19 protein-coding genes, 1 tRNA gene and 1 pseudogene are annotated in these 22,497 nt (G+C 64.6%); 7 read left to right on the forward strand and 14 right to left on the reverse strand.

Going from position 1 to position 22,497, the window contains the following annotated elements:
• Positions 1-128: 128 nt before the first annotated feature.
• Positions 129-539 (reverse strand): GtrA family protein, encoded by a 411-nt coding sequence (locus tag RDW26_RS02100; RefSeq protein WP_294416675.1) that lies wholly within the window; start codon positions 537-539, stop codon positions 129-131.
• Between the two features lie 335 nt (positions 540-874).
• On the opposite strand from RDW26_RS02100, the gene RDW26_RS02105 reads away from it, so the two are divergent.
• The 5 genes from RDW26_RS02105 to RDW26_RS02125 all read left to right on the forward strand — a co-directional run bounded on the left by RDW26_RS02105 (position 875) and on the right by RDW26_RS02125 (position 5,570).
• Positions 875-1,852 (forward strand): glycosyltransferase, encoded by a 978-nt coding sequence (locus RDW26_RS02105; protein ID WP_307982320.1) that lies wholly within the window; start codon positions 875-877, stop codon positions 1,850-1,852.
• Positions 1,853-2,108: 256 nt separating this feature from the next.
• Positions 2,109-2,183, forward strand: a tRNA-Glu gene (locus RDW26_RS02110).
• A 73-nt stretch (positions 2,184-2,256) separates the two neighbouring features.
• Positions 2,257-3,600, forward strand: a complete 1,344-nt coding sequence (locus RDW26_RS02115; RefSeq protein ID WP_307982321.1) for a glycosyltransferase — start codon at positions 2,257-2,259, stop codon at positions 3,598-3,600.
• 32 nt (positions 3,601-3,632) lie between these two features.
• Positions 3,633-5,147: a DEAD/DEAH box helicase gene (locus tag RDW26_RS02120; protein WP_307982322.1), complete on the forward strand. Its 1,515-nt coding sequence runs from the start codon at positions 3,633-3,635 to the stop codon at positions 5,145-5,147.
• A 90-nt stretch (positions 5,148-5,237) separates the two neighbouring features.
• Positions 5,238-5,570, forward strand: a complete 333-nt coding sequence (locus tag RDW26_RS02125; RefSeq protein WP_118350218.1) for a NifB/NifX family molybdenum-iron cluster-binding protein — start codon at positions 5,238-5,240, stop codon at positions 5,568-5,570.
• A gap of 268 nt (positions 5,571-5,838) precedes the next feature.
• On the opposite strand, the gene rplT is transcribed toward RDW26_RS02125, so the two are convergent.
• The 5 genes from rplT to RDW26_RS02150 all read right to left on the reverse strand — a co-directional run bounded on the left by rplT (position 5,839) and on the right by RDW26_RS02150 (position 8,994).
• A complete protein-coding gene (gene rplT / locus RDW26_RS02130; RefSeq protein WP_042434636.1) occupies positions 5,839-6,192 on the reverse strand; it encodes a 50S ribosomal protein L20 in 354 nt (117 codons plus the stop codon).
• Positions 6,193-6,216: 24 nt separating this feature from the next.
• Complete coding sequence (gene rpmI / locus RDW26_RS02135; RefSeq protein WP_042434638.1) at positions 6,217-6,414, reverse strand: 50S ribosomal protein L35; 198 nt, start codon at positions 6,412-6,414, stop codon at positions 6,217-6,219.
• Positions 6,407-7,012, reverse strand: coding sequence for a translation initiation factor IF-3 (gene infC / locus RDW26_RS02140; protein WP_042434641.1), 606 nt, complete (start codon positions 7,010-7,012; stop codon positions 6,407-6,409). The genes rpmI and infC overlap by 8 nt, the downstream gene beginning before the upstream one ends.
• 399 nt (positions 7,013-7,411) lie before the next feature.
• Complete coding sequence (locus RDW26_RS02145; protein WP_307982323.1) at positions 7,412-8,554, reverse strand: hypothetical protein; 1,143 nt, start codon at positions 8,552-8,554, stop codon at positions 7,412-7,414.
• Between the two features lie 29 nt (positions 8,555-8,583).
• Positions 8,584-8,994, reverse strand: a complete 411-nt coding sequence (locus RDW26_RS02150; RefSeq protein WP_307982324.1) for a hypothetical protein — start codon at positions 8,992-8,994, stop codon at positions 8,584-8,586.
• Positions 8,995-9,171: 177 nt separating this feature from the next.
• On the opposite strand from RDW26_RS02150, the gene RDW26_RS02155 reads away from it, so the two are divergent.
• Entirely contained in the window at positions 9,172-12,126 is a 2,955-nt protein-coding gene (locus RDW26_RS02155) for an insulinase family protein (protein WP_307982325.1), read from the forward strand.
• 161 nt (positions 12,127-12,287) lie between these two features.
• Here RDW26_RS02155 and larC read toward each other — a convergent pair whose 3' ends face one another.
• The 3 genes and pseudogenes from larC to RDW26_RS02165 all read right to left on the reverse strand — a co-directional run bounded on the left by larC (position 12,288) and on the right by RDW26_RS02165 (position 15,096).
• Positions 12,288-12,884 (reverse strand): nickel insertion protein, encoded by a 597-nt coding sequence (larC, locus tag RDW26_RS09105; RefSeq protein ID WP_374110304.1) that lies wholly within the window; start codon positions 12,882-12,884, stop codon positions 12,288-12,290.
• Positions 12,879-13,640, reverse strand: a pseudogene (gene larB / locus RDW26_RS09110) (nickel pincer cofactor biosynthesis protein LarB); the annotation flags it as partial. The gene larC and the pseudogene larB, both read right to left, overlap by 6 nt.
• A gap of 409 nt (positions 13,641-14,049) precedes the next feature.
• Positions 14,050-15,096 carry a transporter substrate-binding domain-containing protein gene (locus RDW26_RS02165; RefSeq protein WP_307982327.1) on the reverse strand — a complete coding sequence of 349 codons (1,047 nt, stop codon included), beginning with the start codon at positions 15,094-15,096 and terminating at the stop codon, positions 14,050-14,052.
• Between the two features lie 358 nt (positions 15,097-15,454).
• On the opposite strand from RDW26_RS02165, the gene RDW26_RS02170 reads away from it, so the two are divergent.
• Positions 15,455-16,210 carry a phosphoribosyltransferase family protein gene (locus RDW26_RS02170; protein WP_307982328.1) on the forward strand — a complete coding sequence of 252 codons (756 nt, stop codon included), beginning with the start codon at positions 15,455-15,457 and terminating at the stop codon, positions 16,208-16,210.
• A gap of 96 nt (positions 16,211-16,306) precedes the next feature.
• On the opposite strand, the gene RDW26_RS02175 is transcribed toward RDW26_RS02170, so the two are convergent.
• The 5 genes from RDW26_RS02175 to RDW26_RS02195 all read right to left on the reverse strand — a co-directional run bounded on the left by RDW26_RS02175 (position 16,307) and on the right by RDW26_RS02195 (position 22,486).
• Positions 16,307-17,623 carry a glycosyltransferase family 2 protein gene (locus RDW26_RS02175; protein ID WP_307982329.1) on the reverse strand — a complete coding sequence of 439 codons (1,317 nt, stop codon included), beginning with the start codon at positions 17,621-17,623 and terminating at the stop codon, positions 16,307-16,309.
• Between the two features lie 450 nt (positions 17,624-18,073).
• Positions 18,074-19,933 carry a hypothetical protein gene (locus RDW26_RS02180; RefSeq protein WP_307982330.1) on the reverse strand — a complete coding sequence of 620 codons (1,860 nt, stop codon included), beginning with the start codon at positions 19,931-19,933 and terminating at the stop codon, positions 18,074-18,076.
• A gap of 185 nt (positions 19,934-20,118) precedes the next feature.
• A complete protein-coding gene (locus RDW26_RS02185) occupies positions 20,119-21,048 on the reverse strand; it encodes a 4Fe-4S binding protein (RefSeq protein ID WP_307982331.1) in 930 nt (309 codons plus the stop codon).
• 14 nt (positions 21,049-21,062) lie between these two features.
• Positions 21,063-21,704, reverse strand: coding sequence for a 4Fe-4S dicluster domain-containing protein (locus RDW26_RS02190; protein WP_307982332.1), 642 nt, complete (start codon positions 21,702-21,704; stop codon positions 21,063-21,065).
• 68 nt (positions 21,705-21,772) lie between these two features.
• Complete coding sequence (locus RDW26_RS02195) at positions 21,773-22,486, reverse strand: molecular chaperone TorD family protein (RefSeq protein ID WP_307982333.1); 714 nt, start codon at positions 22,484-22,486, stop codon at positions 21,773-21,775.
• Between the last annotated feature and the right edge of the window lie 11 nt (positions 22,487-22,497).

Below are 22,497 nucleotides of genomic sequence, written 5' to 3' on the forward strand. Positions count from 1 at the left end.
CCTTGATCAGCGTCAGGCACTTCACCTCCCAACGCACACACCTTTAGCGTGGGGCACTCCATCGCCCGACGCACGTACCCGCCAGACAATAGCCTTGAGCGAAGCGCGCCTTCGGGCGTAGCGCCGCGTTACGCCTGCTGCCCCTGCGGGGCATCGCCGGCATCCAGAAAGATCTTGCGGGTGACGAAGTTCCACACCATGACCACCGCCGTGGCGAAGATCTTGGTGATCAGGTAGTGCACGCCCAGAAGCTCCACGCCGGCCCACATGCAGGCGTTGTTGATGCCCAGGCCGATGACCGACAGCACCACGAAGATGATGAACTCACGGCGACGGGACATGCCTTCTTTATGGGTAAACACGTAGCGCATCGACGCCACGTAGTTGAACACCACCGACACCGTGAACGAGATGGTGGCGCTGACCAGGTAGTTCACACCGAACGCCTCGGTAAGCAAGGCCAGCAGGCCGTAGTCGATGACGAACGCAATCACGCCGACCACGCCGAACTTCATAAGCTGCGCGATAAGCTTCTTCACGCAGGGCTCCTCTCCATCGCAAGCGGGGGCATCCCGCATCCGCTGGGCCTTCGACCAAGGCCCGGCTCGGTACATTCCCAAATGCCGTCACGCACGCGCCGCCAACCTTGCATGCCGGAACACGGCGCCGGCAGCAGGCCGAGCAACCCATGAGCAAGGCGAAAGGCACTCTCAGCGCAACCCGTCGATTATGGCACCCCTTGCCCCATCGGCACAACAATCCCACGCCATCCGCGCATATACTGCGGAAAGCACAGCATTCACGTAGCGAAACCGCGCGGTTTCGAGTAGCATGCCTAGTAATTGTGCATTCAACTTTCACGAAGGAGCGCCCGGTGACTGAAACCGATAAGGCCGCCCTCACGGGCAAAGGCGTGGCCGTCATCATACCCTGCTACAACGAGGCCGTCACCATCGGCAAGGTGGTCGACGACTTCCGCCGCGTGCTGCCCGAGGCGGACGTGTACGTCTACGACAACAACTCCTCCGACGGCACCGGCGACATCGCGCGCGCCCACGGGGCCACGGTCAAGGTGGAGCGCCGCCAGGGCAAGGGCAACGTCGTGCGCCAGATGATGCGCGACATCGACGCCGAGGCCTACCTCATGGTCGACGGCGACGACACCTACCCCGCCGAGGCCGCGCCGGCCCTGCTCGCGCCGCTTTTCGCCGACGAGGCCGACATGGTGGTGGGCGACCGCCTCTCGAACGGCACCTACGGCGAGGAGAACGACCGCGCCTTCCACGGCTTCGGCAACGACCTGGTGCGCTTCCTCATCAAGGCCATCTACGGCTTCGAGTTCTCCGACGTCATGACGGGCTACCGCGCCTACAACAAGGTGTTCGCCAAGACCATGCCCGTGCTCTCGCCGGGCTTCGAGATCGAGACCGAGCTTTCGATCCACGCCGTCGACAAGCGCTGGCGCATCGCCGAGGTGCCCATCGACTACCGCGACCGCCCCGAGGGCTCGGAGTCGAAGCTGTCCACCTTCTCCGACGGCTTCAAGGTGCTCATGATGATCATGTCGCTGTTCAAGGACTACAAGCCGCTGGCGCTGTTCTCCTGGGTGGCGCTGCTGTTCGTGGTGCTGGGCCTGGTCGCCGGCGTGCCGGTCATCGCGCAGTTCGCCGCCACGGGCCTGGTACCGAAGCTGCCCACGGCGCTTCTGGCGGTGGGCCTGGTGTTCGTGGGCCTGCTGTGCTTCGCGTGCGGGCTCATCTTGGACACGGTGGTCAAGGGCAACCGCAAGCAGTACGAGATCGAGGTCACGGAAGCCTACGAGCGTTACGGGCGCTCAAGCGCCGCGAAGTAGGCCGACGGCTTCCCGTGTCCCCCTTTTCCCGTCGAGAAGGGCGTCCCCCATCAGCGCAGGCCAATGCACCCGATCGTTTCACGCCCTCATCGACGATCATCAGTTTACGGGGATTTGCGCCGAGCGAGCCCATCCGGTCTGTTGAAATGGGGCCAAGTTGTGTAAGAAATATGCACAACCCCGCAATCGGGTCTTGCGAATCGGATTGCTTTTTGGCATACTGAACGGGCTGCTTTTCGACACGGAAGCGCAACCCGTCCCCATAGTCTAGAGGTCAGGACGCGGCCCTTTCAAGGCTGAGACACGAGTTCGATTCTCGTTGGGGGCACCATTCGAACGCTAGGGCTGGTCGAGTACCGGCCCTTTTTGTTAGCAAAAGCCGGTTCGCCGGCTTTTTCGCTATCTTGAAGGGAAAGGCATCCATCATCGCTACCCCCGCAGAAACCGATCCGCACAACGAGCAGGCCGCACCGCTGGTCATCGTCATGCACGCTTCGGTGGGCTCGGGGCATCGCAGCGCGGCCAACGCCGTGGCCCAAGCCTTCGAATATATGAAAGCCGAGCAGGCCGAAGGGCGCGAGCAGCCCACGGAGGCCTTCCCCGTTGTGCCGAAGCTCCCCGACGGTCTTGAGGTCAAGGTGCTCGATGTGCTCGATTACGGCCGCGTTGTGTTCAACGGCGACAAAACCGCTTCCATGTTCACCGGCCCCACCCGTCCTATCTACGACCTGACGTGGCGCTTCACGCTTACCGGCAGGCTTTTGTGGGGAGGCGGCAGCATCTGGTCGCACCTGATGTACGGCAAGTTCACCGAGCTGGTGCGCAAGCGCCGTCCGCTTGCCATCATATGCACGCACATCACCGCAGCCAACGTCGCCGTGGCAGCGCGCATGCTCACCGGGCAGCACTTCCCCATCGTGTGCGTTCCCACCGACTACGAGACCGAGGGGCTGTGGCCGCATCTGTCCACCGACCTGTTCTGCGTCGCCACGGAGAGCATGGCCGAAACGCTGCGCCCGCGCCTGGTGCCTGAACAGCGCATCCGCATTACCGGCATCCCCACGCGCGAGGACTTCCGCACAAGCTACGACCGCGCGCAAACCCGGCAAAGTCTGGAACTGCCGCAGGGCAAGCGCATCGTGCTGGCGCTTGCCGGAGCCTATCTACCCCGGCCCTACGTGCACTTCCGCACGGCGCTCGATAACCTGCTGCCGTATCTGCACACGTTCAGCGACACGCTGCACTTCGTGTTCGTCGCGGGAAACGATGCCGAATATGCCGGCCATCTGCGAAGGGCCTGCAGCGACCTGGGCATTTCTGATTGCGTGACGGTGCTCGAATACGTCGAGGGCATGGCAGGCCTTATGGCGGCATCGGATTTGGTCATCTGCAAATCCGGCGGCCTTACCGTCACCGAGTGTCTGTGCGCGAAGGTGCCCATGATCTTGCTCGGCCGTGCATACGGCCAGGAAAACGCCAACGTCAGGCTGCTTACCGCACACGGTGCCGCCATGCACGTCACCACCTGGCGAGAGCTGCTTGAAGCGCTCCGGCACATCTCCCGCAGCCCCGAAAGCGCACGTTCGATGTTGGTCAACGGCAGCTTCCTTCGCCACCCCGACGCCGCACGCGACATAGCGTGCGCCGCCATGGAGCTTGCCAACGCCGAGAAAGACCCAGCCAACCCGCTGTACAAGAAGCACTTCCTCCATTTCTATTGGGGGCATAAACCCGCGCACGTGCGATAGAGCCGCGCGCATCTGGAAAGGATCTACCTTATATGACGCATTTCGACGACCTCGGCCTTTCGGGCCAGGCATTGCAGGCTGTGGCCCAGCTGGGTTACAGCACCCCCACTCCCGTGCAGGAGCAGGCCATCCCCAAGGTGCTGGAGGGCCGCGACCTGATCGCCGCCGCGAAGACCGGCACCGGCAAAACCGCCGCGTTCAGCTTGCCCACCATGGACAAGCTCGGCCACGCCAAGGGCAACAAAGGTCCGCTCATGCTGGTGGTCACTCCCACGCGCGAGCTTGCCGAGCAGATCGGCGAGGTGTGCGGCACCATCGCGAAGAACACGCACCATCGCATCCTCACCGTAGTCGGCGGCGTTTCCTACAACCCGCAGATCCAGGCGCTCAACCGCGGCATCGACGTGCTCATCGCCACGCCGGGCCGTCTGGTGGACCTTATGGACCAAGGAGCCGCTCATCTGAGCAGCGTGGAGGTGCTCGTGCTCGACGAGGCCGATCGCATGCTCGACATGGGCTTTTGGCCTGCCATGCGCAAGATCATCGGCGCCACGCCGCACAACCGTCAAACCCTGCTGTTCAGCGCCACCATCGACCGCACCATCATGAGCACGGCCGGCAAGCTGTTGCACGACCCCGCCATGGTCGAGATCGCTCACAAGGGCGAGACGGCCGACACGGTGGAGCAATACGTCATGCACGTGCAGCAAGCGGTGAAGCCCGAATTACTCAAGGGTCTCATGAAGGAGCGCGGCCACAGGCGCGTCATCGTGTTCTGCCGTACGCGCAGCCGCGCAGACGCTACGTGCCGCCGCCTGAAGAAGGTCGGTTACTCCGTCGAGGCCATCCACTCCAGCCGCAGCCAGAACCAGCGTCGTCGCGCCCTTGAGAACTTCGCCAACGGCACCACCGACGTGCTGGTTGCCACCGACGTGCTCGCACGCGGCATCGATGTGGAGGAAGTCGAGTACGTGGTGAACTACGACCTGCCCACACAGCCCGAGGACTACGTGCACCGCATCGGCCGCACGGGCCGCGCAGGCGCGTCCGGGTTCGCCGTCAGCTTCGTCAGCCCCGAAACCGCCGATGCGCTTCGCGACATCCAGAAGCTGCTCAAGCGCACCATCCCCGAGCTTGAGCTTGAGAACTTCGATATGCACGAAGCCGAGAACGAGGCCGCTGCCAGGGCGCAGCGCGCCGAGGCACGTCGCGATCCCGAGATCCAGCAGGCTAAGAAAGAGCAGGCTGCCCGCACGCGCAGGAAGAACAAGGCGCGCGAGGCCGCACAGGCCGAAGAGGTGAACACCCGCCGCGCCAAACGGGGCGGCCGCAAAGTCGCCGAAAAGCCCGCCAGCGGGACGGCGCACGCCGCAAGGAAGCACAGCAACGCCGATCACAGCTCGCAACAGAAGCGCGGCAACGGCTCTAGGAACGCTTCCGCCCACCGCGCCAAGACCAGCAATGCGTCCGGTGCGCAAGGCGGCGATTTCCGCCCTGGACGCGCCCATCGCGCCCAAGTTGCGCACCAGCGCAACAGGCGCCGCTAACAGTTGGTTATGCGCCGGTTAAGGGGCCGGCGCATAACAGCCCGGTAATCTATCGGTAAAGTGTATATCGTCTTTAGGAGGGAGGACGCCATGCGCATAGCGGTAGCTTGCCAGGGGCTTGATGTGGCGCCAAGATTTGCACGCAGTTCAAGTTTCATGTGCTATCGCGTTGACCGTGGCATGTTCGCCGATTGCCAGAATATGCCCAACCTTTCGTTCCCTCCGGCTCAGCTGGCTCAGGTATTGAAGGACCTTGATGTCAGCGTTATGATCGTCGACAGGATCGACCCAACCTCGGAGACGGCCCTGAAAGCAGCCGGCATCGAGGTTCAAACCGGCTATACCGGCACCGCATCCGCCGCTGCGCGCACCTATATCGGGCGCACGCTGTCCGGAACGCACGAAGAGCTGGAGGCATCGTAAGCGCTTTAGCGCTACGCGATAGCATGGCACGTGGAAAGCGCCTTGGGGCGCTTTTTTCGTATCTACAGCCGTGATGCCGCGGCACAGCAAACCTGGTTCGACGGCATGCAGCCTTCGTATCGCGCAGTCTTTTACCATAGCGGCATGCAAGCACTTCTTTGCACGCGTGCGGCAGTGGGAATCGACCGATGTGAAACCCATGCCCTAACGCAAAACACCCCGCTTGGATTCCCAAGCGGGGTGTTATACATTTGAAGCTTGAAACAGCTTACAGGGCCTTCTTGGCGACCTCGACGATTGCGGTGAAAGCCGCGGGGTCGTTGATGGCCATGTCGGAGAGCACCTTGCGGTCCAGCTCCACGCCGGCCTTCTTCAGGCCGTTCATGAAGGCGGAGTAGCTCATGCCGTTCAGACGGGCGCCGGCGTTGATGCGGGTGATCCACAGACGACGGATCTCACGCTTCTTGTTGCGGCGATCGCGGTACTGGTACTGCAGGGAGTGCTGGACCTGTTCCTTGGCAGCGGTGTAGGAACGGGACTTGGCACCATAGTAGCCCTTTGCACGGTTAAGGACGGTGCGGCGCTTCTTCTTGGCGTTGACTGCACGCTTGATACGAGCCATTGATTATCACTGCTCCTTTAAAACTTAGCGAAGGCCGAGGTTGCGGGCCACGACGCGACGGTCGGCGGCAGCCAGCTCGGTCTCGTGACGGAAATTACGCTTACGCTTCTGAGACTTCTTCGTCAGAATGTGGCTCTTGTAGGCCTTAGCACGCATGATCTTGCCGGAGCCGGTAACGCGGAAGCGCTTTGCCGTACCGCGATGGGTCTTCATCTTAGGCATTGCCTTCGTCCTTTCCTTCGTCTTTCTTGTCGTTTGCCTTCTTTTTCTTCGCCGCCATGCTTGCGGGAAGCGGGGCGATGAGCATGTGCATGTTGCGGCCTTCCATCTTCGGCTGGCTCTCGATGACCGCAATGTCCTTCAGGTCGTCGGCCAGGCGCTCCAGGATGGTCAGGCCCTGTTCCGGATGGGCCATCTCGCGGCCGCGGAACATGATGGTGATCTTGACCTTGTTGCCAGCGGAGAGGAAGCGAAGCACGTGCTTCTTCTTCGTGGTGTAGTCCCCCACGTCGATCTTCGGGCGGAACTTCATTTCCTTGGTCTCGATCTTGCTTTGGTTCTTGCGAGCCTGCTTCGCCTTGATGGCCTGATCGTACTTGAACTTGCCGTAGTCCATGATGCGGCACACGGGCGGTTCCGCATTCGGGGCGATTTCAACAAGATCAAGCCCCTGGTCGTCAGCAACGCGCTGCGCCTGGGCAACCGGGTAGATACCCAACTGCGTTCCGTCGAACCCGATCAGGCGGCACTCGCGCACCGTGATCTGTTCGTTGAGCCTAGGCTCTTGAGCGGCTATCGCACTCACCTTCCTTCCTTGCATGCGGTATCGCATGGCATAAAAAAACCCACAGCTTCAAGCATGCGGGCGTGATGAACGAACCATGTTCAGGTATTCATACGACCCATCAGCAGCTTGAAAGCGCCGAACTAGGTGGGAGGCGCTACGCCCCCGCTTGTGAACAGCTCGTTTATTATAGCGCGAACGCCGTCCGGTGCAAGGGACCGCCCTTCTCACCGGCCGGCGTTCACAAGATGGACACAAGAAGCGAAAGCCGCGGGCAGGAACCAGGCTCGCCGATCGCCGACACGCGCTGCGGAAGGCCCACCCAGCTCCAGCCCCAGGCCATCAACCGAGCCCTTGCGTTCCGACATGCCCAGCGCACGGCCCCGGGTCCCTGGTCGAAATAGCACCGGCGGCCATTCGGCCGCCGGTTACCTGCTACGCGTTGATGTAGATATAGATGATGCGCACGGTGTCGGCCAGGTTTCCCGAAGCGTTGGCCGTGCTGTAGTCGTACATGAGCACGCTCGACCAGGTGTGGGCGGCGCCGTTGATGTCCACGGTGCCGTTGAACGAGCAGTTCTCCTTCACCAGCGTGGTGCCGTCCGATGCGTACGTGGAGTACGAAGTCTTGTCGGTAGGCAGCTTGGCCGAGCCGTCTGCCACGTTCACGCCCGCCTCGCGCAGCGTCTTCTCGACGATGTGCTCGTTCTTCACGGCGTCGGCGAAGCTGAGCGAGCCGTAGCCGAGCGACGCGGTGGCGGCGGAGTAACCGGCCTGGATGACCTTGCCGTCGGCGTCAAGCCCCAAATAGACCGTGGGCGTGCCCGAACGGGAATCGGCAGGCTCGGCGGTCAGGGCCACCGTGACGCTTTTCTTCACGGAATTGCCCTCTTCGTTGACGTCCTTGGAGGACGTGACCGTGGCACCGTGCGCAAGCGCGGTGATGGCCGCATCCTGGGTTTGCCCCAGCACGCCGACCAGGTTGGGAACCTCGGTCTTCTTGGTGGTGGTGGCGCTTGCCGCGTCCTTGCCGGAGTTTTCCTGGGAAAGGTTGCCCACGTCAGTGGACTGCTGCTGGGCCTGGGTCTGCTGCACCATGGCGCGGCTGGACTCGTTCCACAACTGGAAGGCGAAATACCCCAGTGCGCAGGCGAGCACCACAAGCAGGGCCACGATGATCACGAGCACGCGGCGGACACGACGCGACTTCTTGAGGTGCGGATGCTCCAGCGGCTCGGGCCTGCCGTGGCGGCCACGGTTCTGGGCAGGCGCGGCGGCAGGGATCTCGTCGCCGAACACGGGCTCATCGCGCGGCTCGAGGCTCTCTACCGGGTCGGAATAGTCCTCCGAGGTGTCGCCTTGATAGCTGAAGCCGGCGGCATGCGCGCCGTGGGAGGCCGCGACGGGCGCGAACGCCTCGGTCAGGCCAAGCGACGTATCGCCGTCGGCCGCGCCGCGCTGCCCATCGGCGCCGGCGGCGCCGATGGGCGCGAACGCCTCGGTCAGACCCAGGGACGCGTCGCCTTCGGGCTGCTGCTTGCGGGCGCCGCGGGCGATGTTGAAGCTATGTTTGGACATGGTCAGGCCTTTCTCTTGAAAACAGCCGATCAGCGCATGAACAGGGCGAAGTAGACGATCGCCGCGATGATGACGACTCCGACGCCGACGAGCACCGCCTTCTGCATACCCGACATGGGGCCGGCGTCCAGGTCCTCGAGCGTCTGCTCGGCGCAATGGACAGGCTGCGAACGGCTATCGGACGCAACGGTTTCCGGCTTGCGGGCGTGCGCGGCATGCGGCTTGGCGGCATGGGCATGGTCCTGAGCAGGCGCCTGCTGGGCCGCATGCTGCGGGCGGGACGTCTCAACGGAAGCGATTTGCGGCTCGGGTTCTGCGTAAACGGCCTCTTCGAGAACATCTTCGCCCTGATGACGGCCGTAGGCTCCCGCCTGGATGACCACGTCGTCGTCATCGGCGGCATTGACCGTGATATGAGAGAAGCGCTGGTCTTGCGCCATGCCGTACCTCCTGCCTTGTGCGTTTCCATGCTGTGTATGCCATTGATTATATAGGATTGGCCGACAGGCCCCGGCACCTAGGTAGAAAAACCACGGAGCAGCCCCGGCACCTTGCCCGGCTACGCCACCAGTGTGCGACAATAGCGGGCGAAACCAGTAAAGAGAAAGGCGGCTTGCATGAACCTTGAACAAGGCCAGGAACTGCACGGGTTCACCGTGCTCACGGCCGAGCCCTTGCCCGAGATCGACGGCGATGCCTACACGCTTTCCCATCCGGTAAGCGGGGCGAAGCTTCTGTACCTGCGCAACGACGACCACAACAAGGCGTTCTCCATCGCCTTCCGCACCCCTCCCGCCGACGACACCGGCGTGTTCCACATCCTGGAGCACTCGGTTTTGTGCGGTTCGGAGAAGTTCCCCGTCAAGGAGCCCTTCGTCAACCTGCTGAAAACCAGCATGCAAACGTTTTTGAACGCCATGACCTTCGGCGATAAGACGCTCTACCCCGTAGCATCCACCAACGACCAGGACCTCATGAACCTGGCCGACGTGTACATGGACGCGGTGCTGCACCCCGACATCTACCGCAAGCGCCAGGTGTTCGAGCAGGAAGGCTGGCACCTTGAGGTGGCCGACGCCGATGAGGCCCAGGCCAAGACCGGCCGCCAGCTTACCTATAACGGCGTGGTATACAACGAGATGAAGGGCGCGCTGTCCGATTCCACCAGCGTGCTGTACGACCAGCTGCAGGCAAGCCTGTTCCCCGACACCCCCTACGCGTTCGAGTCCGGCGGCACCCCCGAGGCCATCCCCACGCTCACCTATGAGCACTACCTCGAGGAACACGAGCGGCACTACCGTCTGGACAACAGCTACATCGTCTTGTACGGCAACCTGGACCTTGACCGCATGCTGGCGTTCCTGGATGGGCGCTACCTGACGCCCGTGGCCGCCGAGCAGGCGAAACGCCGCGAGCAGCGCGCAGCCGAGGGGCTTGCGGAGCTTGCACCGCGCACCTTGCCCGTGCAAGGGCCCGTGCGCGCCCTGGGCGTGCGCCGCGAGATGGCAACCGCGCCGGAAAACGCCTGCATGGGCCTGGGCTGGGTCATCGGGCACGTGCGCGAGCGCACGCGCATCGTGGCCGTCGATATCTTGCTCGACGCCATCGCCGGCAGCAACGAGGCACCGCTCAAGCGCGCGCTTCTGGACTCCGGTATAGCCGGGGACGTGCAGTCCTACCTGGCAGATTCCGTGCAGCAGCCCTTCGCCGTGCTGCAGGTGCGCGACCTGGGCGAAGACGCCGCGAAGCGTTTGCGCCCTGCCGTGGATGCCGAGCTTGAGCGCCTGGCCGCCGGCGGGCTTGACCACGCGCTCGTGGAGGCGTCCATCTCCCGCGCCGAGTTCGTCATGCGCGAACGCGACTTCGGCATGGCCGACGGCGTGGCGCTTGCCATGACGTCGTTGTGCGGCTGGCTCTACGACGACGATCTTGCCACAGCCTATCTGCGCTACGAGGACGACTTCGCCTACCTGCGCCGCGCGCTTGACGAGGGGTATTTCGAGGGCCTCATCCGCGAGGTGTTCCTGGACAGCGCCCACATGGCCGAGGTGGAGGTTGTCCCCGTCGAGCAGCAGGACGACCCCGGGCAGCGGCACCTGGCCGAACTGGCAGCCGGCTTCACCGATGACGACTTCCAGCGCGTCGAGGACGAGGTCGCGCTGCTTCGCCGCATGCAGGAGACGCCCGATGCGCCCGAGGATGTGGCGAAGCTGCCGCAGCTGACGGTCGCCGACATCGGGCCCGCGCCCATCGAGCCCGCCTACGGCCTGGCCGAGGGCACGCCCGTTCCCTGCATCCGCCATCACCTGCCCACGCGCGGCCTGGTCTTCGCCTACCGCTACTTCGATATGAGCTGCCTTGATTTCGAGGACCTGCCCTATGCGGCGGTGCTCGGCATCGTGCTGGGAAAGCTGGGCACCGACGCGCATTCGGCGGCCGAGATCGACACGCTCACCAACGGCAAGCTGGGCAACTGCTCGTTTTTCTGCGAGGTGTACGAGGACGAGCACGACCCCGATGCCGTGACACCCACGTTCGTGGCGAGCGCATCGGCTTTGGCCGAGAACGTCGAATGGCTGGCCGAGCTGCCAAGCGAGATCTTGGCGAGGACCGACTTCGCCGACACCGGCAAGATCCGCGACGCGCTGCAGCAGCGCCGCATCGGCATGGAGCAGAGCTTCGCCAACGCCGGCCATGCGGCGGCCATGGCGCGCCTGACGTCGTACTTCCTGCCGGCAGGCGTGGTGCGCCAGCAGCTTGGCGGCGTGGACTTCCACCGCTTCCTGGTGCAGCTGCTGGACAACTTCGACGAACGAGCCGATGAACTGGCCGAGCGCCTGGCCCAGGTGGCGCATAAGCTGTTCGAGGGATCGAACCTGCTGGTGTCGTTTGCCGGCAGCGACGAGTGTTTCATGCGCTTCTGGCAATGCGCCGGCATCACGGCGGGCACGGGCAAGGCCCCGGCCGCGCTGGAGATCCCCAAGCCCAAGGTGCGCAACGAGGCGTTCATCGTGCCCACCGACGTATGCTACGCCTCCACGGGCTTCGACCGCCGCTCGCTCGGCGCGCCCTACTCCGGCGCGTGGCAGATCGCGGCGCGCGTGCTTTCCTACGACTACCTGTGGAACGAAGTGCGCGTGAAGGGCGGCGCCTACGGAGCGGGCTTCCAAGCGGTGCGCAGCGGCACCGTGCGCTTCTATTCGTACCGCGACCCGCATCTGGATGAGACGCTAGAGCGGTTCAACGGCACGCCCGCATGGCTTGCCGCGTTCGACCCCGCGCCCGAGGAGATGGACGGCTACGTGGTCAGCACCGTTGCCGGCTTCGATGCGCCGCTCAAGGAGCGCATGCAGATCCGCCGCCAGGACGGCGACTTCCTGAGCGGGCGCACCCCCGAGGCGCGTGCGCAGACGCGAGCGGAGATGATCGGGGCCACGCCAAAGAAGCTGCGCGAGCTTGCGGGCGTCATCGAAAGGGCGCTTGACAAGGAAGCCGTCTGCGTGTTCGGCAACAAGACCATCCTTGAGGGCGCGAAAGCCGATCTGGACGTGATCGACCTGCTCAACGGCTAGCGGAGAAGACAGCAACGCTCGAAAGCCCTGAAAACGGCGAAGCGCCGCAGGCAAGGCCCGCTGCAAGATGCGGGACCGCGCCTGCGGCGCTTTTCGTTTACGCAAAACGAAGCTGCGGCCCGAATGCGATGGCCCCGGGTCGCAGCTTCGCAAACCTTCGATTATTCGAACTCGTCCACGAAATGCAAGATCATGGCCGCGCTGGTAGGCGTCATGCGCTCGCCGGGCAACGTGCGATCGCACACGGGGATGCCGCGAGCTATGATAGCCGCCGTGGCCGGAGCCGGGATGGAAAGCGTGCCATGGGCGCATTCAACTTCGCCCTGCCCCGTTTGCGCCGCCGTGGCCACGATGCGCTTGGCGCCCGTGGCTTCCACCGCCAGGCAGACGAGCAGCGTGTTGCGGATACGGGAACCGTCGCCGACTTCATGGAAGTGGGTTTGCTCGACCGCGCAGCCGTGCGCGGCGGCCTCGGCTTCGGCCAAGATGGTGTAGATGGCGCGCATATGGCCGCGCACCGCCGGCGATACCGCCAAGCCGTCGATGGTGGCGATGACCTCTCCGATATCATGATGGTGCCGATCGGGAACGCCCGCGGCATCGGCCGCAGCCTCAAGACGCTGCCGGGCATCGCGCGGCAGCTGCAGCAGCGTGTCGCCCAGAAGCTGGGCACGCGTGGCATTTTCGCCAAGGTTCCATCTGAGGGTGTTCATGTCAGGTTCTCCTTCTCCACGTTGGCCGCCCGCGCGCTCGATCATGTGCGCCTGATATCCCGCGCCGAAGCCGTTGTCGATGTTGACCACGGAAACGCCCGACGCGCACGAGTTGAGCATGGCCAGAAGCGCCGCCACGCCGCCGAAGCTGGCGCCGTAACCCACCGACGTGGGAACGGCGATCACGGGGCATGAGGCCATCCCGCCCACCACGCTGGCAAGCGCGCCCTCCATGCCCGCAACCGCCACCACGCAGCTGGCGCCTGCGATGTCCTCCCGGTGCGCCAGCAGACGATGGATGCCCGCAACCCCCACATCGTAGAGGCGCACCACGCGAGAGCCGAGCACCTCGGCGGTGACCGCCGCCTCCTCGGCGCAGTACAGGTCGCTAGTACCCGCACACGCTACCGCGATGTAGCTATCGCGCGTGGGCTTTGCCGGCGCACCGAGAAGACCCAGCTGTGGAGTTGAACGATACTCGAACGCCGCCGCAGCCTGCGGGTCGCGGGAGAGCAGCGCAGTCCGCACCGCTTCGGCCTTCTGCGCTTCAAGCCTGGTCACGAGCACGCACGTCTGGCCGGCATCGCGCAGGGCCAGGCAGATATCGGCGACCTGATCGGCCGTCTTGCCAGCGCCGTACACCACCTCGCCTGCGCCCGTGCGCCGCGCGCGATCGGTGTCGACCTTCGCGAAACCCAGATCCGAGTAGCCCTGGTCGGCAAGCATGCCTTGCGCGGCGGCCGGGCTTACCGAACCCGACGCCACCTGCTCGAGCATGTGCAGGACCTGCTGCGGTTCCATATGACCCGCTCCTTCCCCGCCCGCCAAACGCGGACCATCGTTGTTTTCCAACCATTGAAGCACCGGAAGTTGACTTCAGGTCAAGCACGAGCGAAGGGCTGCACGCTTTCGCCATAGACGCTGACGAAATGCAGCGGGCCCGACAGCCGCCGCACCGCGACGCGGCCGAGGCACGGCGAGTCCCCGCGATCGATGACCGCCGCCCGATGCGGCAAGACCTTGTAATCGACTGTAGCTCAGTGCGGCGAGGCTCTCGCGACGCAACCGCAATCCGGTACAGCAAGACCCTCGCGATCGACCGCCGCCCAGCACGGCAAGCCCTCGCGATCGTCTGCGGCCCTCTACAGCAAGGCCCTCGCGATTGCGAGGGCCTTGATCGGAGATGAAGCCGAGTTCAGCTTGCTATCGATTAGTTCGACGCAGTGCTTGCGGCGCCGTTCGAAGCGCTAGAGTCGCTGGTGCTGCTGGAAGCGGCGGAGCTGCTATCGGAATCGGAGCTGGTGGTCTTGCTGTCGGAGTCGGTCTTGCTGGTGCTGGAGCCGGTGTTGCCCGTGAGCGTGCCGATGGCCGCGTTGGCGGAGTTGAGCACCTCGCCCATGTCGTCCTCGTCATCGGAGGCGCCGGCGGTCAGCTTGATGCCGGAAAGGTCCATGGTGGTGCCGAGCCACTTCTTCTGGATGATCGAGGACACGCCGTTGGAGTTCATGGCGGAAAGCGCGTTGGAAACGGCCTGCTTGAGCTGGGTGTTGCCGTCGAGCACGCCTACGCAATAGCCGCTGGCCTGCTGCATGAGCGCGACCATGTGAACGTCCATGCCGGCGTTGTTGGAGACATAGGAACCCACGACGGCGTCGGCGGCCACATACTGCACCTTGCCGGACTCAAGCGCGGAGAAGGCGCTCTTGAGGTCCTCGGTGGTGGTGATGGTGGAGTTGTCGAACTCGTTGGTGACGGCCCAGGCGCTGTTGGAAGACACCTGCGCGGCGATCTTGGTGGAGGCGGAGTTAGCCGGCACCGTGGAGTTGGAGGACTGGGCGAACAGCGCCACAGCGGTGGGCAGGTACGTGTCGGAAGTCCAGAAGCTGGGGGAATCAGACTTGTTCACGCCCATGACCACGTCGACCTTGCCGGAGGTGAGAGCACCCGCGGCGTCGGTGGACACGTCCACGACCTCGAGCTTCAGGCCGAGCTGGTCGGCCAGGGCGGCCGCCATGTCGACGTCGATGCCGACGATCTTCGTGGAAGAGGAGGGCTGACCGGCCAAAGGCGCGTTGTTTGCGTTGACGCCGACGCGCAGGACGCCTTCCTGGGCGATGACGGGCTTGCTGACCGCAGGCGTGGCCTCGGGCGGCGTATACGATTCCTGCTGCTGTTGGCAACCGGTGGCAAGCAGCAGCATGGCGGCGCAGCAGACGGCCGCGGCGCAGCATGCGGCAAAGCGCTTGAGATGCTTCATGTTCCGACTTCCTCCATCTCGTGCATTGAAAACAAGCTTCTTCCGACTGACCTAGTTTTCGACCCCACACTCGCGCACCGGGGCTTGGCTTTCGCGCCACCCTCTCCCCCGTCGCGACGGTATGCCGCTCGTATAAACGGAGGGTGCGTCTTACCTCTAGGATACGCCGTGCTCGCCTTCGCGGACGCGCCGCGGGACTTACGTGGATCCTTTCGACCGCATCTGCCATGGACTAGGGCCTTCGTGGAAAGCCCGCAACTACAGACTCGAAAGAAGCCTTAGTAGTGTATCAGATACGCAAGGAGCGGAGGGTTTCACGGCGCGTTTTTCGCAAGGGTTTCGCAAGACGGCGCGCTCTATGCTTCCAGACATGGGAATGCTGTCGAACATAGCAGGGGCCTGCGCCCCGATCGCCGCCGAAGCCGCGGAGGCCTTGGCCGAGACTGTATGGCCTACGCGATGCGCGATCTGCGATACGCCCGGGCACGTGCTGTGCGATTCCTGCCGGGCGGCGCTCGCCTACGTGGACTGGTGGCGCGCCTGCCCCCGCTGCGGCGCGCCGTTCGGGCGCGTGCAGTGCTGCGAGTGCAACGAGGTGATGCTTGCGGCGCAAGGGCGCACGCGCCCGGCGTTCGACGGCATGGCGGCGGCTGTGTCGTTCGAGGAAGGCGCCGCGCGCATCGTGCGCACCTGGAAAGACGCCGGGGAAAGGCGCTTGGCGACCGAGATGGCACAGCTCATGCTTCCCCAGGTGCCGCCCGCATGGCTTGCCGGCGCGGTGGCGGCGCCCATACCCGCGAGCGCCGCCGCACGCCGCCGGCGCGGCTTCGACCACGGCCGCGAGCTTGCCTGCGCCGTTGCCGGCATGGCGGGGATCCCCGTGGTCGAGGCGCTGGCGCGTCCCCGCACCTTCGACCAACGCGCGCTCGGACGGCGCGGGCGCATCCATAACCTGCAGGGGCGCTTCCAGGCGCTGCCGGGCGCCACGGTGCCTGCCCGCATCCTGCTCGTCGACGACGTGTGCACCACGGGTTCCACCATGAACGCGGCTTGCGACGCCCTACGCGCGGCAGGCGCGGTGGAGCTGCACTGCCTGGTGTTCGCCCGCGTATAGCGAACGCGCCCACGCATGCCAAATACCACCCACCACGCAAGGAAGGCGGCCCGCAGGCCGCCTTCCTGATTTCGTACGTTGTTTCGCCGTTCAGCGCTAGGCGCGTTCGCGGCGGGATTCGCTTTCGGCGAACTCCTGCACGTCCACGTTGATGGAGTGTTTGATGGGCTTCCAGTTGCACTTCTTCACCAGCGCCACCAGCGCGATGGGCACGTAGGTGAGCATGAAGAACGGGAACGTGAACATGTAGCGGATCTTCTTGCCCGTGGTGGAGTGGATGGAATCCCATTCCACGAACGTGGTGAGCACGCCGAACATGAACATGAACACCATGTAGTTCATCAGGCAGAAGCAGATCGACGACACCGAGGAGGCGACCATGACGCCCGTGGACATAAGGCCCGCCGCCGCCAGGGCGATGATGATGGCGTTGAACGTCACGCTGATGATGGTGAGCAGCATGCCCGGGGCGATGGTCATGAGCATGTCGTAGCAGGCGAAGCGGCTGCCCTTGGGGTTGGTGGCGATGCCCTTGGCCAGTCGGGCTCCGTAATGCCAGAACACCTGATAGAAGCCCTTCGCCCAGCGGAAACGCTGGTTCCAGGAATCGCGGAACGTGATGGGCTGCTCGTCGTAGAGCACGGCCGTGGGCGTGTAGCTGATGCGCTCGCCCTCCAGGATGGAGTTGGCGGAGAACTCGATGTCCTCGGTGAGCAGGTGCCACTTCCAGCCGCCGTTGCGCTCGATGATCTTCGCGGACACGAAAAAGCCCGTACCGGAAACGGCACAGCTGGTGTTGAGCGTCAGGCGTGCCTGGTTGAGGAACTTCGCCTCACGCAGGAACCACACGGCGTAACCGGCGGAAATCCAGTTGCTGTCGTAGTTCTTGGAGTTGCGGTAGCTGGTGGATGCCACGGCGCCGTTGTCGAAGGTCTTGTTCATCTCGCGGAAGTAGTTCACATCAAGCACGTTGTCGGCGTCGAACACGAAATACGCCTCATACCCGCGATCGGCATACTGGCTGCGGATGACGTTGAAGCCGTAATCGAGCGCATAGCCCTTGCCCACCTGCTCGGTGTTGAAGCGCGGGAACACGATGGCGCCGGCCTCACGGGCGACCTCGGCGGTGTTATCGGTGCAGTTGTCGGCGATGACGAACACATCGATAAGCTCGCTCGGGTAGTTCTGCACCTTGATGGAGTGGATGAGCTGGCCGATGACCGCGCTTTCATTGCGAGCGCTGATGACGGCGGCGAACTTGTGGTTCTTCTTCGCGACAAGCTGCTTGGGCTTGCGGGTAAGCACCACGAACACGTAGTAGAGCTGGTACGTGTAGCAGATGGTGAACGCCAAGAAGACGCAGAAGTTGAATATGTCCACGAACGAGACATGCGAGAAGAACTGATCTAGCACCTTTGCTCCTTTTACGGGCCGCACCCGCTTCGCGGCCAACCTCAGGCGCCGCCTTCGGCGCCCCCCGGATACCCATACGGCATCAGGCAACGTCCCGCGCGCATGTGCTGTAGTTGTAGGTTCGTTGTAAGCGGAACGTTTCAAACCTAAAGAAGTATAGCGGCATGCGGCCCGTTTGTCGCGCGTGCTGCGCCATTTGGCTCAGTATACGACCGCCAACAGGCGTAATCGCCCCATTTGCACACAGGGTGTGCACACGCCCTTCATAAAAATCGATGTTCGTAGAGGTCGGGGATACGGCCCCAGCAGGCCGAAAAGCCACGCGCGGCAGCCACCCCTTGCCCGATTCGGACGCCGACGACCCGCAACGACCTTGATCCCCGCCTGTCCACCGGCAATGCCATCGCGCACCGTCGTGCGCAGCCTCGAGCGGCTCAGCACGCCTGGGGCCTAGAGCAGCAATCGCGACACCTCGCTGGCCCGGGTGTAGGCCATGCGCACGCCGCGGCGTAGCTTGATGCTGGCGATATGGACGCCCATGGTCTCGGCAGCCTGCAGGCTGCACGCGGAAAAGCCAGTGAACAGTATCCGCCTACGTGCGCATGATGCCACGGTATAGGCCGATCTGACAGCTCGCGTGCGCTCGCGCAGGCGAGCGCTGCCGGCAAGGCCCGCCGGATCGAAATACGCGCGGCAAGGGATAAGACCGTCGACGAACCCGCCGAACAGCACCGTATCGGCGCGCATCCCCGCCGCCCGCTGCGGCGAGCACACGGCAACCGTGCCCGCGCAGGGAAGCTGCGAAACCCGCGCCGGCGCAGCGGCTCGCCCTTTGCCGCCCGACGCCGCGCCCAGGCGGCCATGCTCCTGACAGACCCACCGTTTTGCCTGGCTATAGGCCTGCAGCAAATCGTCGAACAGCGGGGCGTCAAGCTCGCCGCACGCGATCTTGCCCGCCGCGAGCAGCTCAAGGGCCTTGTGCAGGCCCACCGGTTCCCCATCGGGATCAAGGCACGCGGCCTGGCGCAACCGGTCGATGGCCGCGCTGCGCCCCACGGCATCCCCTAGCGCCACAAGGGTGCGCCAGGCAACCCCGTCATCGGGGTCGACGGCAAGGCGCGCCAACGCATCACGGCGCAGGCGCTCGCAGACCGCCGGATCGCGAAGATCCCCCAGGCGCAAGCCTCCTTCCGCCAGCTCGTTCACGGGCAAGCCCGCACGCGAAAGGTTCGCCGCCACGTTTCTGCGCCATAGGCGGTTCGTGCCCACGATCAGAACGCTCTCGCCGCGATCGAGCGCCTCAGCCGCGGCCAGGGCAAGCGCCTGCATCTCGGCTTCCATGCTCGGCAGCATGCGGACCGCTCCCTCGCAAGCCCGCGCAGAGCCGCATCCCCCCGCGCCGGAAACCGGCTCCAAACCGGCCCGGCCTCCGGGAAGGCTGGAATCGCCACCGCCCCGGAAGCACTCGCGCCCTTCGCAAACGCCGTCGAAGGCCAGCGCGTCAAGGGCTTGATCGGCGGCAAGCGCCTGCAGCACGCCCGATACCTGCTCCGACGCCGCCGACTCACCGCATGCCTCGATGCGAGCGCCGGGACACTCTCGCACAAGCTCCGATGCACCTTCGAAGCACGGATTGTCCTCATCGCCCGGCAAGCTCGGCCGCACACCCGAGGCGACGATCAGCTTGCGGCCCGCCAACATGCGGACCAGATGCTGGGAAGCGCGGCTGAGAAGCTCGTAGTCGTCCACCACCACGCAATCCCAAGCGGCCTGCGCACGCTCTTGCGCGCCCTGCCGCAACACATGTACAGCGAGGTTGGACGCCTCGCACGGAAGGACCCCGCCGATAAACCGAAGGTCCGCATCGATGCAGCGCATGACCAGGTCCTCTTCAGGGGTAGTCTGCCACGTATCGTCGGAAAGGCTTTGCCAGCCGGCACATATATAGGTAAGCACTTGGCGAAGACGGCGGCTCCGCATCCGGCACGCCTTGAGATCTTCCCGCAAAAGCGCCTCTTCATAAGGCGCCAGCACGCGCGCGCGACGGCCGAACATCCGGCCCGCCAAAGGCAAGGACAGCACTTCGACGGCCAGCTGCTCGCAGGTTGCCGTTCTTACCGTGCATCCCCCCGCCGTATCCAGGCGCGCACGGCATGCCGCCAGGTCGCGTTCTCGAGCCGTCACGAACAGGACGCGCTCGCCTGCCTTCGCGCACCGGCAGGCGAACTCGACCAAGCGCCCGGTGCGCCCCGATTGCGGCGCGCCTATGAAACACGTAACGTCCAATCCATTCGCAACGTCTGGCCACATGACCGCACGCTCCTTAGCTTCAAGGGCCCTCGCGTCCTGCACGGGTAAGGCGGCCCAGGACGAGAAAAAGGCCTGTGATATGGGGAGAGGCTCCCGAGCCGCCTTGCGATCGGGCGCGCAGGCGCGCCCGATCGCAAGGCGGCCGGGCGGAGCCCGAACGGCCCCGCCCGGCTACGCCGGCCTCCCTACTGCGTCGGCGGCTCCTGGGTTTTCGGCTCTTTCCCAGCCTTCACCAGCGCCTTGATCTTGATGGCATCGCCCGGGCAGCCCTGGATGCACTCGCCGCAGCGCGTGCACTCGTTCCACGAGGCTCCCCGCTCGGGGTGGCGCGGATCGATGCCCACCTCGCAAACCTGCGCGCAGCGCCCGCACGTGCGGCCCGTCTCGCCCTCGACGCATTTCCGCTCGTCGACCTGCGGTCGGAACGTGCGGTTCGCCTTTCCGACCAAGCTCATAAGCGCCGATAGCGGGCAGAGGTGGCTGCACCATTTGCGGAAGAAGACCACCTCGACGGCCAACAGCGCCGGTATCGCCACCACGGACCAGGTCACATCCCCGGAGCCGAACAGCGCGATGAGCACGAACACCAGGGCGAACGTCAAGCCTATGGGGCAGATCAGGCAGAACACCGGGAACCCGAAGATGGCCGCCGAGAGCAGCGCCGACCCCAGCACAAGGTTGCGCGAGTTGCTCGGCTTGCAGCCCGCGGCGCAGGCGTGCTTGCCGCACGCCCCCTTGAGCAGCGCGCGCTCCTCGTCGGTAAGGGCGCCGGCGTCATCGGGCACCTTAGGCGCCGCGGCGTCGCGTTCGGCCTTGGCCGGACGGGAAAACGCCCCGCGCAGCTTCGATACCACGGGCACGGGGCAGATCCAACCGCAGAACGCCCGCCCGAGCAGCACTATCGCGATCAGGGCGATGACCAGCGAGATCACCGCACGGGGAACCACGGTCTTGCTTGCCAGCATGGTTCCCAGCGCGCCCAAGGGGCACAGAACCGATATGCTCGACCATCCGATAGCGGACAGGTCGCCCAGCCCCGTGTGCAGCACATAGCCCACCCCGGCCGCTACCAGCACGGCAAGCGGGACGAGGACACGTAACGTCTTCAACTTCATATTTCCACGCCCCCTTACGCCTCAGCCTGATCGAGCGGCACCACGCGGATGGCGCGCGCCGTGGCGCCCTCCACGATCGAACCTTCCTTCAACGACACGCACGATGCCTGGCACGCGCCACAGCCGTTGCACTTGTCGGCCACCACCGAAGGGCGCTTGTTGCCGTCCAGGACGATCGCGTCATAGGGGCAGGCATCGTAGCAGAACCTGCACCCGTTCAACCGGGCCCAAGCCAAACACCAGTCCTGCCTGAGCACGGCCTTTCCCAAAATGGTGCTCTGAGCAGTCGCACCTTCGTCAAGGCGCAGCGCGCCGGTGGGACAAGCCTGCACGCACAGCGGCACGCCGCCGTTTTCCTCGGTGCAGAAATCGCACCAACCAGCATCGAAACCAGCAGTCGGAAGGCGCACGCCCAGGATGCCGTCCTCCAGATGACCGGCGCGCAGCGCGCCGCGCGGGCACACCTCGATGCAGCGCTCGCAACGCACGCACGCGCTTATCACATGGTCCTCATCTTGACCGCCCGGCGGGCGCACCTGAGCGGCGGCGGGAACCGCCTTCAGGCCTCCCACCGCCAACAGCGCCGCAGCGCCCGTGCAGCCGATGGCAAACGAGCGCCGTGTCATGCCGGCATATGATTTGCCTTCCTCCTCCATGGATCTACCCCCGTTTCCTCGCCTTCGCAGCAAGCGCTCTCCCGCCTTGCCGCAACCTACTCGACTCCCTACGCCGGCATCTGCCCGTCATCGTCATCGGAGAGCATGTCGGCCATCAGCTCGGAGTCAACCTGCAGAAAGCCCTCGGTCATATACGAAAGCCCTTCGTAAAACGCCGTTCGGGAAAAGCCGCGCATCTGCTCGCACAGAAGCGGGGCCCATGCGCCCAGATGGTCCTCCATGAAGTTGTACTGGCATTTCACCAGATCGTAGGCCTCTTCCCCGCGGTCGGCGCGCAACGCCGCCACAGTTCGCTCGATGAGCACCTGCAGGTACTCCATCTCGAGGGCGATATGGTCCTCGCCCTCTTTCCAGCTATCCTGCTTGTCAAGCCCTGCGGCTCGGTAGAGCGCCAGAACCTCGTCGCGCGCTCCCTGCATGAGCAGGCGCTTCTCCGACGCATACACGCTTTCGAAGGGATACGCGGCCGCATGGCCGGAATAGCCGTGGCCGAAGAACGTGCGCATGTAGTCGGCGGACAGCTCGGTCCGGGAGTTGTCCCATAGCCCCGACAGCCACGTGGCCATCAGCTTATGGCCGCGGTCGAGCGCCTCGTTGCCCGTGGATACGCGCCACTTCAGCCCATACAGCTCGTCGATGAGCTCTTGGCTGCATTCCTCGCGGAACAGCCGCGCCAAAAGCCCGTAGGTCTTCGCGCGCCCCTCGTTGATGGCGATCAGGTCCTCCACGCCCGCCTCGGGGGCGACAGTGCTCTCGGTCATTTCCATCCTCC

This window comes from uncultured Senegalimassilia sp., from assembly GCF_902464545.1.
GTDB lineage: Bacteria > Actinomycetota > Coriobacteriia > Coriobacteriales > Eggerthellaceae > Senegalimassilia.